Source organism: Campylobacter sp. RM16192 (assembly GCF_004803855.2).
In the GTDB taxonomy this organism is placed as follows: domain Bacteria; phylum Campylobacterota; class Campylobacteria; order Campylobacterales; family Campylobacteraceae; genus Campylobacter_A.
Genome location: NZ_CP012552.1, coordinates 1,740,984 through 1,755,184, shown reverse-complemented (window position 1 = coordinate 1,755,184; position 14,201 = coordinate 1,740,984). Strand labels below are relative to the sequence as shown.

The following is a 14,201-nucleotide window of genomic DNA, read 5'->3' as shown; positions in this document are numbered from 1 at the left end:
AATTCCTAAATTTAAAGCCAATTGTATCTGTTTAGAAGTTAAAATTATAAATTCGGAAATATGATATCGCGCTCTTTGAGGCTTTTAAATTTGCAAGTATCGCCGTAAATTCGCTTTAAAAACTCATTGTTTATGATATCTTTTACCTTGCCTCTAGCTACTACTTCGCCCTTGTCAAACGCCACGACCTCATCGCAAAACCATAATATATGGTTTGGCTCATGCGTGCATATCATGATCGTTTTGCCTTCGCTTGCGATCTTTTGCAAAATTTTCCAAAGCAAAATTTGGTTTTTAAAATCAAGCGCGGATGTGGGCTCATCAAGCAGCATCAAAGGTGTCTCTTGCGCCAAAGCACGCGCGATAAATACAAGCTGGCGCTGCCCGCCGCTAAGTTCGCTCATGCGCTTATCGGCAAGCTCTGATATACCGATAAATTCCATCGCCTCGCGCACTATCTGCTTATCCTTTTTGCTTGGACCAAATATGCTTTTTATGTGAGGAGAGCGCCCCATGAGCACGATATCTTTTGCGTAAAATGGGAAATTTAGCTCCAAATTTTGAGCTACGTAAGCGATATTTTTAGCCAGCCAAGATGAGTCCTTGCGGTTTGAGCTTTGCGAATTGATGAGGATCTCCCCCTCTTTAAGCTCTAAGAAATTCATGCAGCAGTTAAAAAATGTGCTCTTGCCGCTTCCGTTTGCTCCAAGCAGTCCGCAGATCGTGCCTCTTTTAACGCTTAAATTTATGTTTTTAAGCGCAAAATTCCCATAACTAAACGATAAATTTTTAGCTTCAAGCATATTTGAAAAACTCATTTTAAAAGCTCCTTTGCCTTGCTTCTTAAAAGCACTATCAAAAACGGCGCGCCCACAAGCGAAGTGATGATACCAACGGGAATTTCAGCCATCGTTATCGTGCGCGCTAAGGTGTCGCATATAAGCAGATAAATCGCGCCCAAAAGCCCCGCTATCGGTAGCACCCAGCGATTATCAGGCCCAATTAAAAGCCTTGCCACATGCGGCATGATAAGCCCTATCCATGCGATTATGCCGACGTTTGCCACGCAGGTTGCAGTCATGAGCGTAGCTATGACGATAAAGATAAATTTGTATTTTTCGGGATTTATACCGAGGCTTTTTGCTTGATTATCCCCTAAAGAGAGCAAATTTAGCTTCCAAGAAAGCGCGCTTAAAACCGCAAAACACATCGCAACGACTGCTAAAATTTCGCCAAGCGCGTCCCATTTGGAGTAGTATAGCCCACCCATCATCCAAAACGTTATCTCTCGAAGTTGCGCATCCTCGCTTACATACTTGATGATAGAAACACCTGCCGAAAATATCGAGCCTACGATCACGCCTGAAAGTATAAGCCCCACCACAGGCACTATGCCGCCGTTTCGCGCTAATGTGTATGATAAAAATACCGCCAAAAGTGAAAACACAAAAGCGCTTGCCGTTATGCTTAGGAAAAATCCAGCAAATATAATCCCAAATGCCGCTCCAAGCGCAGCTCCCGAGCTGGCTCCTAGGATAAACGGCTCGACAAGCGGATTTCTAAAACAGGCTTGATACACGGCGCCTGCATTTGATAAGGCAAAGCCGATAATCGCTGCGGTTAAAATTCGAGGCATCCTGATGTCAAAAACTACGATCTGATCCATCCTGCTGATACCTGAAGCCTCTAAATCAAAAAGCTTAAGTCCAAGCACGCCGATTATCTTGCTGACGGAAATTTTATAATCCCCAAGCATGAGTGCTGCTACCATGCAAACGGCAAGCATCGCGACAAGAAATATTAAAAATACATATTTTGATTTAAATTTTGACTTAGCACGCTCGCTAGAAGTCATCTTCCACGGTCCAGTCTAAAATTTGCTCGCTTCTTAGCGCCTTAGCCGTAGCCTCATCTACGCCATAAACGTCCTTATAAAATTTAAGCACGAACTCATGAACCTTGATGTCGCTAAATAGCTTTGGATACGCAGCTTTTGCGATGATTAGCATGTCGATAGGGTATTCGACGCGTCTAGCGCAGTTCATCGGCGACCAAGGCATCGCATATACGCGCTTGTTTTGCACCGCTTTTAGCTCGCCAAGCTTTTCAAAGTCAGGAGAGTCCAGAAGCTCGCTTGCAGGATGATAGCCGTTTGAGGTAGGAAGCACTATCGCATCAGGATTTATTGCATAAAGTTGCTCAGTGCTTAAGATAATGTTAGTTCCATCGCCCCTAAATGCGTTTTTGGCATTTGCTATACCTTCTATAATAAATGATTCCGGGGTATTGACTCCAAACGCAGTGGCTACGCCGCCATTTTTGCGTACATTTGGGTTAAGTCCCATGTATAGCATTGTTACTTTTTCGCTATCTTTTAAATTTTTAGTTCTCTCTTCTATTAAAATTTGAGTTTTATTTAGGTAGTCAAAGAGCTTTAAAGCCTTTTCTTTTTGTCCGAAAATTTCGCCCAACACTCTCATCTCATCTTTCATTGTTGCAATTTCGGTACCTTTTGGAGCGTAAATTACTACAAGCGGTAATCCAAGAGCCTCTATAGTAGAGATAGTTTTATCAACGGCATCTTTATTTGAGCCTCTTAGGGTGCAGTCTCCAACTCTTAGTATTACAAGCTGCGGATTTGTATTTGCAAGCTCTTCGAAATTTATAACATTCCCTTGAGGAGAGTTTATACAAGGTAGGTCATTAAGCCAAGGATGAAGATATTTCATCGTATTCCAGCCACGAAGAGTATATGTTTCACCTGAAATTTTAGTAAAGCTATACTTATAATCTCTCTTCATAGACCATGAGCCTATTACCTTGACCTTATCTATAACTCCAAGGTGTGTCATTACTCCCTCTACAAAGCCATCGTCTATAGTAGCTATTTTTGTAAGAGAGTCAGAAATTTTGACATCTACTCCACGCATGTCTTTTACTAAAAAATCTTTAGCAAATGCCAGATTGAAAATCATTAAAATATAAATGAAAAACTTCATCAAAAGCGCTCCTTTATTTTGAAATATCAAAATAGTAGCCAAAGTATGATAAAAAAATATTTAATATTATTTAAGAATATTGATTTATTATTTGTGTTATTTATAAAGTGGTCAAACCTGCCAAAAATGGCAGGTTTGGATTTTTAGATTAGTCGTTATTGCTTGCATTTGGGCTAGTTGTGAACCTAAGCATTATATAGCCTATAACACCTGATATAAATGATCCTAATAAGATAGCTAGCTTATCGGTATGTGCGAAAGCGTCTGAGTCGTGATATGCGAGTCCGTTTACAAATAGACTCATTGTAAAGCCGACCCCACAAAGTATCGCTACTCCATATAGTTGTTTGTAGGTTGCTTTATCTGGTAGTCCTGCAAACCCAAATTTTATAGCCAAGAAGCTAAAGCTGAATACTCCGATTTGCTTACCTATAAATAGTCCAAGGATAGTACCAAGAGGCACAGGCGATAGGATATGCGCTATATCTATGCCTTTAAGTGAAACACCTGCGTTTACGAAAGCAAATATAGGCAAGATAGCAAATGCTACCCAGCCGTGAAGATCATGTTCTATATTTTTTAGCATAGATTTGTTTGGCTCGTCTTTAAAACTAAGAGGTATAAAAAATGCAGCCACAACGCCTGCGATAGTTGCGTGAACGCCTGATTTTAGAACACTTACCCAAAGTATTAGACCGACAACCAAAAAGGCTATTTTACTCTTAACCCCCAGTCTATTTAATGCAAAAAGCACTACTAGACAGCTTCCCGAGATAAGTAGTGAAGCCAAGCTTAGTTTGCTTGTGTAAAATAAGGCTATGATAACGATTGCACAGAGGTCGTCTATAATGGCTAGGGTCATCAAAAAGACCTTAAGACTAGTTGGCACTCTTGAGCCAAGCAGACTTAAAATCCCAAGAGCGAATGCTATATCTGTAGCTGTAGGTATAGCCCATCCTCTAAGAGCAAAACTGTCATCTTTTGTAAACATCCAAAATATTATAGCCGGCAATATAACTCCACCAACAGCGCCTATTATAGGAAGTCCTATTTGAGCTGGATCTCTTAACTCTCCCTCTATAACCTCACGCTTAAGCTCAAGTCCTATAAGGAAGAAAAATACTGCCATAAGACCATCATTAACCCAAAGAATTAATGGTTTATTTAGACCGTATTCGCCAAAGCTTACACTAAAAGGAGTACGTAAAAACTCATTATAAAAATGACTTAAAAAAGTATTTTGACAGATTAGTGCAAGTACTGTAGCGATCATCAATATAATGCCGGAACTGGCTTGATGTTGTAGAAATTTCTTTATTCCACCCTTTATTCCACTCATTATTACCTCCTGGTTTTTTTAATCTTTTATATTAACATTAAAAAATTAAAATAAGGCTTTTTTAGATATAATTTTTTTAAAATTTAAGGTAAAAAATGAGTAGAGAAGCGTTAAAAGATATAAAAAGAGTTGTAATAAAAGTAGGCACATCTACTCTTACTAAATCTAGCGGCAAACTAAACGAAGAGAAGATTAAGCGCATAGTAGCAAGCATAGCCAGCCTTGCGGATGAGGGCTTTGAGGTGGCTCTTGTGACCTCCGGGGCCGTTGGTGCAGGAATGGGAGAGCTTAATATAAATGAGCGCCCAAAGACACTAAATGAGAAGCAGGCTTTGGCATCGGTAGGACAGGTTGCCTTAATACATTTGTATCAAATTTTATTTTGGGCGCATGGCAAGACTATAGCTCAGCTGCTTCTAACTCGCGGAGATTTTAGCGATAGAAATAGATATCTAAATGCTAGAAACGTATGCGGCACACTTTTATCTAAAAACATAATTCCTATTATAAATGAAAACGACCCTGTCGTAAGCGATGAATTAAAAGTTGGTGATAATGATACCTTAAGCGCTCTTGTATCTGGACTTATAGATGCTGATTTGTTAATAATTTTAAGCGATATAGACGGACTATACGATAAAAATCCAAATGTTCATAAGGATGCTAAATTTATAAAATTAGTTGAAGATATTAATGAAGATATTAAGAGTATGGCTCAGGGTGAGGGGAGTAAATTTGGTACAGGCGGCATGAAAACGAAGATAATAGCCGCCCAGATGGCAACCAAAATAGGCACAAATTTAATTATCGTAAATGGCGAAAATCCTGAGAATATAATAAGAGCCGTTAAAGGCGAGGAGATAGGAACTCTGTTTTTAAGGCAGGACAAGAAGATTAGTTCGCGTAAGTATTGGCTGGGATATGGCACAAGCAAAAAAGGCACAATAATTATCGATGAGGGTGCAGCTAAAGCGCTAAAAAACGGTAAGAGTCTATTAAGTGTAGGCATAAAAGGAATTAGCGGAGAATTTGAGCGCGGTCAGATAGTCGAAATTTTAAACAGTAAAGACGAGCTTATAGCAAAGGGTATTAGCAACTACTCTTCAAGTGAAATTATGTTAATAAAGGGCAGAAAGAGCGAGGAGATAGAGGAAATTTTAGGGCATAAATATGACGATGATATCGTGCATATTGATAATTTGCTGCTAGTTTAGGAGGGTGGTATGGATGAAATTTTAAAAATTGCTAAAAACTCAAAAGCTGCCAGCAGAGAGCTTTTGAGCCTTAAAAGCGAAGATAAAAATCGGATGTTAAGAGCTGTTGCAAATGAAATTTTATTGAAAAAAGATGAGATAAAAAAGGCTAATTTGCTTGATATCGAAAGCGGAAAAAAGGCCAGCTTAACTCCTGTTTTGCTTGATCGCTTAACATTAAGTGATGCTAGGATAGAGGCTATGGCTCAAGGTGTGATAGAGCTGGCTAATTTTACAGATCCTATCGGCGAGATTTTAGATGGATGGAGGCATAAAAACGGCATGCAAATTTCTAAAATCCGCGTGCCTTTGGGTGTCGTAGGTATCATTTATGAGTCTAGGCCAAATGTAACCATAGACGCAGCTGCCTTAGCTCTTAAAAGCTCAAATTCTGTCATCTTAAGAGGCTCTGCAAATGCGATAAACTCAAATAAATTTTTGGTAAATTTATTTAATGAGGTTGGATCAAAGTTTAAGCTTCCAAAATTCTCTGTACAATTAATTGAATCAACTGATCGTGAAGTGGTAAATCAGATGATAAAGATGCACGAATTTATAGATGTTTTGATACCAAGAGGCGGCAAAAATCTCAAAGAATTTATCATACAAAACTCAACTATCCCTGTTGTTGAAACGGGTGCGGGAGTATGCCATATATATGTGGATGAGAGTGCAAATTTAGATATTGCCGTAAAGATAATCAAAAATGCCAAAACTCAGCGTCCAAGTGTTTGTAATGCCGTAGAGTGCGTATTGCTTCATAATAGTGTGGTGGATAAAATTTTGCCAAATTTAATTAGTGAGCTTGATAATGTTCAAATCCGTTTGCAAGATTTGCTTTTTGAAAATTATGATGGATTTGATAATGTAAAGCTTGCTAGCGATGATGATTTTGGAGCGGAGTTTTTAGATCTTATCTTGACCGTAAAGATGGTAAGCGGAGTAGATGAGGCGATAGAGTATATAAATTCTCATTCAAGCGGACATTCAGATAGTATTTTAAGCGAGAATTACGAAAATATAGAGAAGTTTTTAAACGAGATAGATAGCGCGGTCGTCTATGCAAATGCATCCACTAGATTTAGCGACGGCGGGGAATTTGGCTTTGGTGGAGAGATAGGAATCTCTACTCAAAAGCTACATGCAAGAGGACCGATGGGGGTTAGAGAGCTAACAACTACGAAATATATTGTGCGAGGAAGCGGACAAATTCGTTAGTTTAGTATGCGCAATTTTTAGCATAATTGAAAGGATTGATATGAAATTAGGATTTATCGGCGGAGGAAATATGGCATCAGCGATGATAGCCGCCATTACAAACTCTAAAATTTGCAGTTTAAGTGAAATTTTTGCCTATGATAGAAGTAAAAATGAGAATTTAAAGTTTAAATTTGGCATCACTCCACTTGAAAATGAGCGTAAAATAGTTCAGAATTCAGACATTATCGTGCTTGCCATTAAACCAAACGGCTATGAGAGTGTGCTAAATTTAATAAAAAAAGATGTTAAAAATCAGATTATAGTTACTGTTGCTCCAAATTTTACTATAGAGATGGTTGCTGAGATTTTAGGAGCCGATAAAAAGATAGTGCGAACCATGCCAAATACGCCCGCAGCTATAGGTAAAGGTGTAACTGCGGTTTGTTTTAATGAAAATTTAAATGAAAATGAGCGCATGAGTGTGCTTAAAGTTTTACAAAGCTTTGGAGTTACTCACGAGATAGAGGAGAGGCTTATACCTACATTTACTGCCATTGCAGGAAGTCTGCCGGCTTATGTTTTTATGTTTATAGAGGCGCTTGCCGATGGTGGAGTATTAGAAGGGATGCCTAGGGCTAAGGCTTATGAAATAATAGCTTCTAGTGTCGCGGGAAGTGCGGATATGGTGCTAAAAAGCGGTAAACATCCTGCACAACTAAAAGATGAGGTTTGCTCGCCGTCAGGAACTACTATAGAGGCATTGAGGTTGCTTGAAGAGCGTGGATTTCGCTCTGCTTTGATAGATGCTGTTAGAACTGCGGTCAGGAAGTCTAGGTCGTAATAGGTTAAATTTGACTCGAAAATCGAGTCAAATTTTAAAACGGTTTATATACCATCATCCAAATTATGATTACCATCGCGATAGTTGGAACTTCGTTGTATGCCCTAAAAAACATTCCTGATTTGTTACAGCGTTTTTCCCGAAGTAGCTTCATGTATCTGCCAAGGTCAAGGTGATAAATTCCAAGTAAGACTATAACCAAAAGTTTTACGTGCATATATCCGCTTTTTAAAAGGTCAGGCATTGCAACTAGTATTAAAATACCTGTCAAGTACGTTCCTATTATAGATACCCAGCCTACGTAGTGATACATCTTGTATTCTTGTACCTCTACTACCTTTATGAAGTCTGGTTTATCCATATGCTCCGCATGATATACATAAAGTCTTGGCTGATAAAACAGCACCGCCATCCACGATATAAACGCCAAGTAGTGAAAATACTTGATCAGATTATAATATTCCTCCATCAATTCTCCTTATCTAAATAAAATTTCTTTTCTAGCTTCAAATTCTGCTTTGCTTATCTTGCCTGCTTCGTAAAGTTCATAAAGTCTTTTAAGCTCGCCCTCTAAGCCTTGCTTTTTAAGCTCATCTTTGAGCTTTTCTTTTTGTAAATTCTTATCCACATAAGCTCCAGTCAAATATACGTCAAATAGCCACCAGATGCCCCAAATTGTAAGGATTAAATAACCTATTAATATTATTTGCAAATACGATCCTATGAAAAATAGAGCCATCATAAAAAATCCGCTTACAAATTTCCCAAGATAAAATCTGTGCCCGCCAAACCATCCTGTAAAAAACCAGAGCGCGTAGGCGATGTATATATTATTTCCCAAATTTATCTCCTTTTTGAATATCTGTTTTTAGAGATCTGGCTTCAAATTTCACGAAATTTGTGCACTTTTTTCTTTTTTGGACTTTGCTAAAAAACTCTGCCATAAAATAATACAAACCGCAATATCAATCATAACATCTGCAAGATTAAAAATAGCAAAACTGAACCACTTATGCCAATATACATAATCCACAACGCCGCCGTGAACGAATCTATCAAGCAAATTTGAGCTGCCAGCCCCTAATAAAATTCCTATCGGCAAGGTATGATCTTTTAAAATTTCGTTTTGCCATATCAGGTAGATTAAGACTGCTGATATTAGTAGTAGCTGGATAAATTTAAGCCATTCGCCTAAAAATTCAAGCATCGAAAATGCTACGCCTTTATTGAATGCAAGCACTAGCGAAAAATACTCTCCCTGCCAGGTAAAACCGCTTAAAAGTATCTGTTTAACCAGTTGATCTAAGATAAAAACAGCAGAAAAGGCGATGAAAAATTTTGTTAAAACCCTAGTCATTTAGAGCTTTTTTAAAGAATTTTTCGACCTCTTCAATGCGTTTTTGTAAGATATCGTTATTTTTACCTTCTAGTAAAAGTCTGATCAAATTTTCAGTTCCGGAGTATCTAAATAAAGGGCGAATATTCTCTTTTTTCAAACTATCTTCGAGCTCTTTTAGCCCCTTGATATCCTCTAGTGGTTTTTTATTTGTGATCTTTAAATTTAGTAAAATTTGCGGATATGGTTTTATTTGGGCTAAAATTTCACTTGCCTTTTTGCCTTTTGTAAGCACTATTGCTGCAAATTGTAAAGCGGCTACAAGTCCATCTCCTGTCTTGGAATAATCGGTAAATATAATATGACCGCTCTGCTCGCCGCCAAAATTTATCCCGTTTTCTTTCATCATCTCAAGCACATATTTATCGCCTACGTTTGAGCGAAGAAGCTTGATTTTATGAGTTTTTAAATAATCCTCTAAAGCCGCGTTACTCATAACAGTAGTGACCACTCCACCGCCTTTTAAGGCTTTGTTTTCATTAAGATATACGGCCATCACTCCAAGTAAGCTATCACCATTTGCTACTTCGCCTTTATCATCAACAACTACTAGTCTATCGGCATCTCCATCAAAAGCAAAACCCATATCTGCTCTAAGTCTAACTACTTCGCTAGCCAACTCTTGAGGAAAAAGAGCGCCACAATTTAGGTTTATATTGCTTCCGTTTGGTTCATCATTTATCACAACTACCTCTGCGCCAAGCTCGCTAAATATGGTCGGAACTACTTTATATGCGGCTCCATTTGCCACATCTAATACTATTCTAAGTCCGTGAAGGGTCAAATTTTTAGGAAATGAGTTTTTAATCTTTACTATGTATCTACCTATTACGTCATCTATACGCTTTGCAGTGCCGATTTCAAGCATATTTTTTTGATTTTGTGCTATAAGTTCATCGTTATAAAAGATATTTTCTATCTTTGCTTCAGCCTCTTCATTGAGCTTATTGCCATGATTGTCAAAAAATTTTATTCCATTATCATAATATGGGTTATGTGAGGCGCTTATCATTATGCCGGCATCACAGCGCATATCTTCGGTAAGAAATGCAATCGCAGGTGTTGGCATAGGACCGATCTGGCGCACGTTATAGCCAACTGCGGTAAGTCCAGCCACAATCGCTGTCTCTATCATGTAGCCACTTCTTCTTGTATCTTTACCTAATAAAATTGTATTTGTATGAGATGCAAACTGTCTAAAGTATATTCCTGCAGCCATTGCAAGACGCATTGATGTTTGAGCCGATAGTTTTTCACCCGCTTTTCCTCGCACACCATCTGTACCGAATAGTTTCATATTTATCCTTCATAACTTAAAGGCTGTTTTGCCTTATCTATGATAAAATTTGTTGTATTCTATCAAAATTTCACAAATTTAAATACGCAAATTTTAACTGCTTTAAATTTCACTTAAATTAAGCGCTATTTAAAACTAAATTTTATATAATCACGGACTAAAATTATGAAAAAGGTATATTATGGCAAACCATAAATCTGCTGAAAAAAGAGCTAGACAGACTATAAAAAGAACAGAGAGAAACAGATTTTATCGCACAAGACTTAAAAACATAACAAAAGCTGTGCGTGTAGCTGTTGAAGCTGGCGATAAAGAAGCTGCACTAAATGCATTAAAAGATGCAAATAAAAGCCTACACAGCTTTGTAAGCAAAGGATTTTTGAAAAAACAAACAGCTTCACGCCGCGTTGGACGCTTGGCGAAGCTTGTAAACACTCTAAACACAGCCGCTTAATCACTAAATTTTAAATGTTAGCTGACAAACTGCAACCGTTTTTGGATCGCTACGACGAGCTCTCTCGTCTACTGAGCGATCCATCTATCACCCAAGACATCGCAAATATGACCAAACTCTCTAAGGAGCAATCAAGCATAGAAGATATCAGAAATGCTTCTAAGGAGTATTTGCAAATTTTAGCTGACATTGAGGAAAACAAACTTTTGCTTGACGATGCCGAACTTGGCGAACTTGCTAAAGATGAGCTAAAGAGCCTTGAAATTCGTAAAACTGAGCTTGAAGAAGAGATAAAAATTTTGCTTCTTCCAAAAGATCCAAACGACGATAAAAACATCTTTCTTGAAATTCGCGCAGGAACAGGCGGGGACGAAGCGGCACTATTTGTAGGCGATCTTTTTAACGCCTATGTGCGCTATACCGAGCTTCGCGGATACAAATTTGAAGTAGTAAGCCAAAGTGAAGGCAACACAGGCGGCTTTAAAGAGATCATCTTGCTCGTAAAAGGAAACGGCGCGTATTCAAGACTAAAATATGAAGGCGGAACTCACAGGGTTCAGCGCGTGCCTGAGACTGAAAGTCAAGGCAGAGTGCACACTTCAGCCGTAACTGTTGCGATCATGCCTGAAGTTGAAGATAGCGAGATAGAGATAAATCCAAACGATCTAAGAATCGACGTTATGCGAAGCTCCGGCCACGGCGGTCAAAGCGTAAATACAACCGATAGCGCCGTGCGTATAACTCACATCCCAACAGGGCTTGTCGTAACAAACCAAGACGGAAAAAGCCAGCACAAAAACAAAGAAGCTGCGATGAAAGTGCTTAAAGCTCGCCTTTATGAGATGCAAGAGGCAGAACGTCTTGCAAAAGAGACTAGTGAGCGCAAGAGCCAAGTTGGTACAGGCGATAGAAGCGGGCGAATTCGCACTTACAACTTCCCTCAAAATCGTATAAGTGATCACCGTATAAACTTAACTCTTTATCGCTTGGATGCGATCATGGCGGGCGGGCTGTTTGACGAGATTATTGAGCCACTTATCGCGCATCATCAAGCCGAAGCTATCGCTGCCGCCGGTTTATAATATCAAATTCATACTATTATCCTTTTAAACTTATATATCTTTGCATCATTATGATAAAAAATCATAAATTAAGTTTGTTTCTCATCCCTTTTTGAGGCAATTAGTTAAATTTTTATTAGATTAAAAAGCAAAGAGAAAATTGTGCCTATTAAGTTCAGGCTAGTTACATTTATTTAATATAAGTAAATTTTAATCTCAGGCAAATCAAAAAATCAATAATCATTAAATTTTAAATTCTTAAACGCATAAACTCCGTTTTTTACTCGCTTAAAAATTTTTCTATTTTCAAGCAGTTTTATTGTTTCTATGACAGTCGGTTTGCTTGAATTTGTAGCATTGCAAATTTCTGCAATTGTGAAATTTATAAGTCCGTTTTCATCTAAATTTTGGATAAAAAACTCAATTATCTCAAATTTCTTTTCGCCGATTAAAGTGCCAAAAATTTCTCTTTCAAGCGAGTTCAAAATTTATCCCAAATCGCATATATCCACACTCCCGCACAAAGCGTGTTGCATATCATTACCGCAGCGCTTCCCGCGTCTTTTGCCGCACCTGCTAGAGGATGAATTTCAGGGCTTGCAAGATCTACTATACGCTCAATAGCAGAGTTTATGCACTCGCAAACCAGAACCAAAACCATACTAAAAATCAAAAATAAATTTAAGACCGCGCCGAAATTCCAAAACAAAAGAGAGATAAAAGCGGGCAAAAATATATAAATTTCAAGCCTAAAACTGCTTTCGTTTTTAAAAATTTCCTTTAGTCCTGCGATCGCGTAACTCCAATTTTTAAAGAATTTGTATTTTGGCTGATTTCTCAATTTTAGACCTTAAATTTTTGAATAATTATATCAAAATAGACTCTTAAATTTAGGTTGAGTGCGTATAATTGCAATTAAAAAGGACTGAATTTGAAACTGATTTCATGGAACGTAAACGGACTTCGCGCGGTCGCAAGCAAAGACGGATTTGGTTGGCTTGATGAGGTTAAGCCCGATTTCTTAGGGCTTCAAGAGATAAAAGTAAAAGAAGTTGATGTACCTAGCGAGATTTACAAGCTCGGATTTAGTGATGTGAGCGTAAATTCGGCCGTCAGAGCAGGGTATTCGGGTGTGATGAGCCTTAGTAAGTTTCCGGTAGCTACTCTAAAATCGCAGTTTTTTAACGATGATGAGGGGCGGGTTTTGGAGCATAGATTTGGTAATATCGTACTTTTTAATATCTACTTTCCAAACGGGCAAAAGGATGATGAAAGACTTGCTTATAAGATGGATTTTTATGCGAAATTTCTAGCCTACTGCAACGAGCTTGTGCGTGAAGGTAAGGACGTGATATTTTGTGGAGACGTTAATACCGCTCACCGCGAGATAGATCTTAAAAATCCAAAGGCGAATTCTAAGACTTCAGGCTTCTTGCCGATTGAGCGAGCGTGGATAGATGAGGTTATAAAGCACGGATTTATCGATACTTTTAGGCAAATTCACGGCGATAAAGAGGATGCTTATTCGTGGTGGAGCTATAGATTTAACGCTAGAGCTAAAAATGTCGGCTGGAGGATTGATTATTTTTTCATTTCGGCAAGCCTTAAAGATCGCCTTAAAGACGCATTTATACTTAGTGATATAACGGGAAGCGATCATTGTCCCGTGGGAATTGAGATAGAAATTTAATCGTTTTTCGTTTTTATAAATTCGCATTGCCAAACTTTGTTTAATGAAATTTACTTCCTTTTTAGCTATGAGTTTGGTTGGTACAAATTTTGGCGTTAGACCTCATGTTTTTTGCAATAAAGATGAGCTTGAATTTTGTCTAAGATAAAACGCTTGCGTAAAATCTGCATTGCTTTTATGTTATTTGGTAAGGATTAAAACTCCTAGTTTGGCTAACTAGTCGGCTAAATTTAATCGGACGAGTTAAATTTAGCTCTAAACGCAAAGAGCTTGAAAATTCATATCAAATTTTAAATTTGTATCCAAATATATGGCTTTTAAAAAAGACGCTTTGAGATCAACTAGTTGCTTGAGGATCTGATGGTTTTAAAAAGTATCACCCAAATCGCAAGTAGCAGGTATATGGCAATGCCCATTACCATAGCCATAGTTAGTATCTTAAACACCTATATCGTTTCATTGTGAGCGCCTGCCGCGTCAAGGTATGGCACGGCGAAATACCCGCCGACTCCTATTATCAAAAGTAAGAAATAGCACTTCCAAGAGAATATAAAATTAAACATTTCGAGCCTTTTCGCGCTTAAATTTTTACAATTATATTCAAATTTGAGTGAAATTTTATAGATATACGTTAATAAATAGAGTTGTTTAAGTTTGGATTAATAATCTTA

At 38.0% G+C, this 14,201-nt stretch carries 16 protein-coding genes; 6 read left to right on the top strand and 10 right to left on the bottom strand.

Going from position 1 to position 14,201, the window contains the following annotated elements:
- Nucleotides 1-44: 44 nt before the first annotated feature.
- From CDOMC_RS09345 to nhaA, 4 genes are all read right to left on the bottom strand, one after another.
- Nucleotides 45-818, bottom strand: coding sequence for an ABC transporter ATP-binding protein (locus CDOMC_RS09345; protein WP_172129525.1), 774 nt, complete (start codon nt 816-818; stop codon nt 45-47).
- On the bottom strand, nt 815-1,855 hold the full coding sequence (locus tag CDOMC_RS09340; RefSeq protein WP_172129524.1) for a FecCD family ABC transporter permease: 1,041 nt from the start codon (nt 1,853-1,855) through the stop codon (nt 815-817). The genes CDOMC_RS09345 and CDOMC_RS09340 overlap by 4 nt, the downstream gene beginning before the upstream one ends.
- Nucleotides 1,845-2,999 carry an ABC transporter substrate-binding protein gene (locus tag CDOMC_RS09335; RefSeq protein ID WP_172129523.1) on the bottom strand — a complete coding sequence of 385 codons (1,155 nt, stop codon included), beginning with the start codon at nt 2,997-2,999 and terminating at the stop codon, nt 1,845-1,847. Before CDOMC_RS09335 ends, CDOMC_RS09340 begins: the two co-directional genes overlap by 11 nt.
- Before the next feature lie 148 nt (nt 3,000-3,147).
- A complete protein-coding gene (gene nhaA / locus CDOMC_RS09330) occupies nt 3,148-4,338 on the bottom strand; it encodes a Na+/H+ antiporter NhaA (protein ID WP_172129522.1) in 1,191 nt (396 codons plus the stop codon).
- A 95-nt stretch (nt 4,339-4,433) separates the two neighbouring features.
- Here nhaA and proB point away from each other — a divergent pair, with 95 nt between their 5' ends.
- The 3 genes from proB to proC are packed head-to-tail and all read left to right on the top strand — an operon-like array spanning nt 4,434 to nt 7,632.
- Complete coding sequence (gene proB / locus CDOMC_RS09325; protein ID WP_172129521.1) at nt 4,434-5,552, top strand: glutamate 5-kinase; 1,119 nt, start codon at nt 4,434-4,436, stop codon at nt 5,550-5,552.
- A 9-nt stretch (nt 5,553-5,561) separates the two neighbouring features.
- A complete protein-coding gene (locus CDOMC_RS09320; RefSeq protein WP_172129520.1) occupies nt 5,562-6,809 on the top strand; it encodes a glutamate-5-semialdehyde dehydrogenase in 1,248 nt (415 codons plus the stop codon).
- 40 nt (nt 6,810-6,849) lie between these two features.
- The gene (gene proC, locus CDOMC_RS09315; protein ID WP_172129519.1) at nt 6,850-7,632 is read left to right on the top strand and encodes a pyrroline-5-carboxylate reductase; all 783 of its coding nucleotides are present in this window, start codon (nt 6,850-6,852) and stop codon (nt 7,630-7,632) included.
- A gap of 34 nt (nt 7,633-7,666) precedes the next feature.
- On the opposite strand, the gene CDOMC_RS09310 is transcribed toward proC, so the two are convergent.
- The 4 genes from CDOMC_RS09310 to glmM are packed head-to-tail and all read right to left on the bottom strand — an operon-like array spanning nt 7,667 to nt 10,325.
- Entirely contained in the window at nt 7,667-8,101 is a 435-nt protein-coding gene (locus tag CDOMC_RS09310) for a CopD family protein (RefSeq protein ID WP_172129518.1), read from the bottom strand.
- Nucleotides 8,102-8,110: 9 nt separating this feature from the next.
- Nucleotides 8,111-8,473 carry an NINE protein gene (locus CDOMC_RS09305; protein ID WP_172129517.1) on the bottom strand — a complete coding sequence of 121 codons (363 nt, stop codon included), beginning with the start codon at nt 8,471-8,473 and terminating at the stop codon, nt 8,111-8,113.
- A 48-nt stretch (nt 8,474-8,521) separates the two neighbouring features.
- Nucleotides 8,522-8,989, bottom strand: a complete 468-nt coding sequence (lspA, locus tag CDOMC_RS09300) for a signal peptidase II (RefSeq protein ID WP_172129516.1) — start codon at nt 8,987-8,989, stop codon at nt 8,522-8,524.
- Complete coding sequence (glmM, locus tag CDOMC_RS09295; RefSeq protein WP_172129515.1) at nt 8,982-10,325, bottom strand: phosphoglucosamine mutase; 1,344 nt, start codon at nt 10,323-10,325, stop codon at nt 8,982-8,984. Before glmM ends, lspA begins: the two co-directional genes overlap by 8 nt.
- A 181-nt stretch (nt 10,326-10,506) precedes the next feature.
- Here glmM and rpsT point away from each other — a divergent pair, with 181 nt between their 5' ends.
- Together rpsT and prfA are read left to right on the top strand one after the other, a co-directional pair.
- A complete protein-coding gene (gene rpsT, locus CDOMC_RS09290) occupies nt 10,507-10,779 on the top strand; it encodes a 30S ribosomal protein S20 (protein ID WP_172129514.1) in 273 nt (90 codons plus the stop codon).
- Nucleotides 10,780-10,793: 14 nt separating this feature from the next.
- Nucleotides 10,794-11,861, top strand: a complete 1,068-nt coding sequence (prfA, locus tag CDOMC_RS09285) for a peptide chain release factor 1 (protein WP_172129513.1) — start codon at nt 10,794-10,796, stop codon at nt 11,859-11,861.
- Between the two features lie 212 nt (nt 11,862-12,073).
- Here the strand turns inward: prfA and CDOMC_RS09280 are convergent, their stop codons facing one another.
- Both CDOMC_RS09280 and CDOMC_RS09275 read right to left on the bottom strand, forming a co-directional pair.
- Complete coding sequence (locus tag CDOMC_RS09280) at nt 12,074-12,325, bottom strand: replication/maintenance protein RepL (RefSeq protein WP_172129512.1); 252 nt, start codon at nt 12,323-12,325, stop codon at nt 12,074-12,076.
- Nucleotides 12,322-12,681, bottom strand: a complete 360-nt coding sequence (locus CDOMC_RS09275; RefSeq protein WP_169976463.1) for a diacylglycerol kinase — start codon at nt 12,679-12,681, stop codon at nt 12,322-12,324. The genes CDOMC_RS09280 and CDOMC_RS09275 overlap by 4 nt, the downstream gene beginning before the upstream one ends.
- Before the next feature lie 90 nt (nt 12,682-12,771).
- Between CDOMC_RS09275 and CDOMC_RS09270 the strand changes: the two genes are divergently transcribed.
- Nucleotides 12,772-13,530 carry an exodeoxyribonuclease III gene (locus CDOMC_RS09270; protein ID WP_172129511.1) on the top strand — a complete coding sequence of 253 codons (759 nt, stop codon included), beginning with the start codon at nt 12,772-12,774 and terminating at the stop codon, nt 13,528-13,530.
- The last annotated feature ends 671 nt before the right edge of the window (nt 13,531-14,201 follow it).

Bases quoted from the DNA above. Each gene is read 5' to 3' on its own strand.
- CDOMC_RS09345 (WP_172129525.1), bottom strand. From the start codon at position 818: ATGAGTTTTTCAAATATGCTTGAAGCTAAAAATTTATCGTTTAGTTAT.
- CDOMC_RS09340 (WP_172129524.1), bottom strand. From the start codon at position 1,855: ATGACTTCTAGCGAGCGTGCTAAGTCAAAATTTAAATCAAAATATGTA.
- CDOMC_RS09335 (WP_172129523.1), bottom strand. From the start codon at position 2,999: ATGAAGTTTTTCATTTATATTTTAATGATTTTCAATCTGGCATTTGCT.
- nhaA (WP_172129522.1), bottom strand. From the start codon at position 4,338: ATGAGTGGAATAAAGGGTGGAATAAAGAAATTTCTACAACATCAAGCC.
- proB (WP_172129521.1), top strand. From the start codon at position 4,434: ATGAGTAGAGAAGCGTTAAAAGATATAAAAAGAGTTGTAATAAAAGTA.
- CDOMC_RS09320 (WP_172129520.1), top strand. From the start codon at position 5,562: ATGGATGAAATTTTAAAAATTGCTAAAAACTCAAAAGCTGCCAGCAGA.
- proC (WP_172129519.1), top strand. From the start codon at position 6,850: ATGAAATTAGGATTTATCGGCGGAGGAAATATGGCATCAGCGATGATA.
- CDOMC_RS09310 (WP_172129518.1), bottom strand. From the start codon at position 8,101: ATGGAGGAATATTATAATCTGATCAAGTATTTTCACTACTTGGCGTTT.
- lspA (WP_172129516.1), bottom strand. From the start codon at position 8,989: ATGACTAGGGTTTTAACAAAATTTTTCATCGCCTTTTCTGCTGTTTTT.
- glmM (WP_172129515.1), bottom strand. From the start codon at position 10,325: ATGAAACTATTCGGTACAGATGGTGTGCGAGGAAAAGCGGGTGAAAAA.
- rpsT (WP_172129514.1), top strand. From the start codon at position 10,507: ATGGCAAACCATAAATCTGCTGAAAAAAGAGCTAGACAGACTATAAAA.
- prfA (WP_172129513.1), top strand. From the start codon at position 10,794: ATGTTAGCTGACAAACTGCAACCGTTTTTGGATCGCTACGACGAGCTC.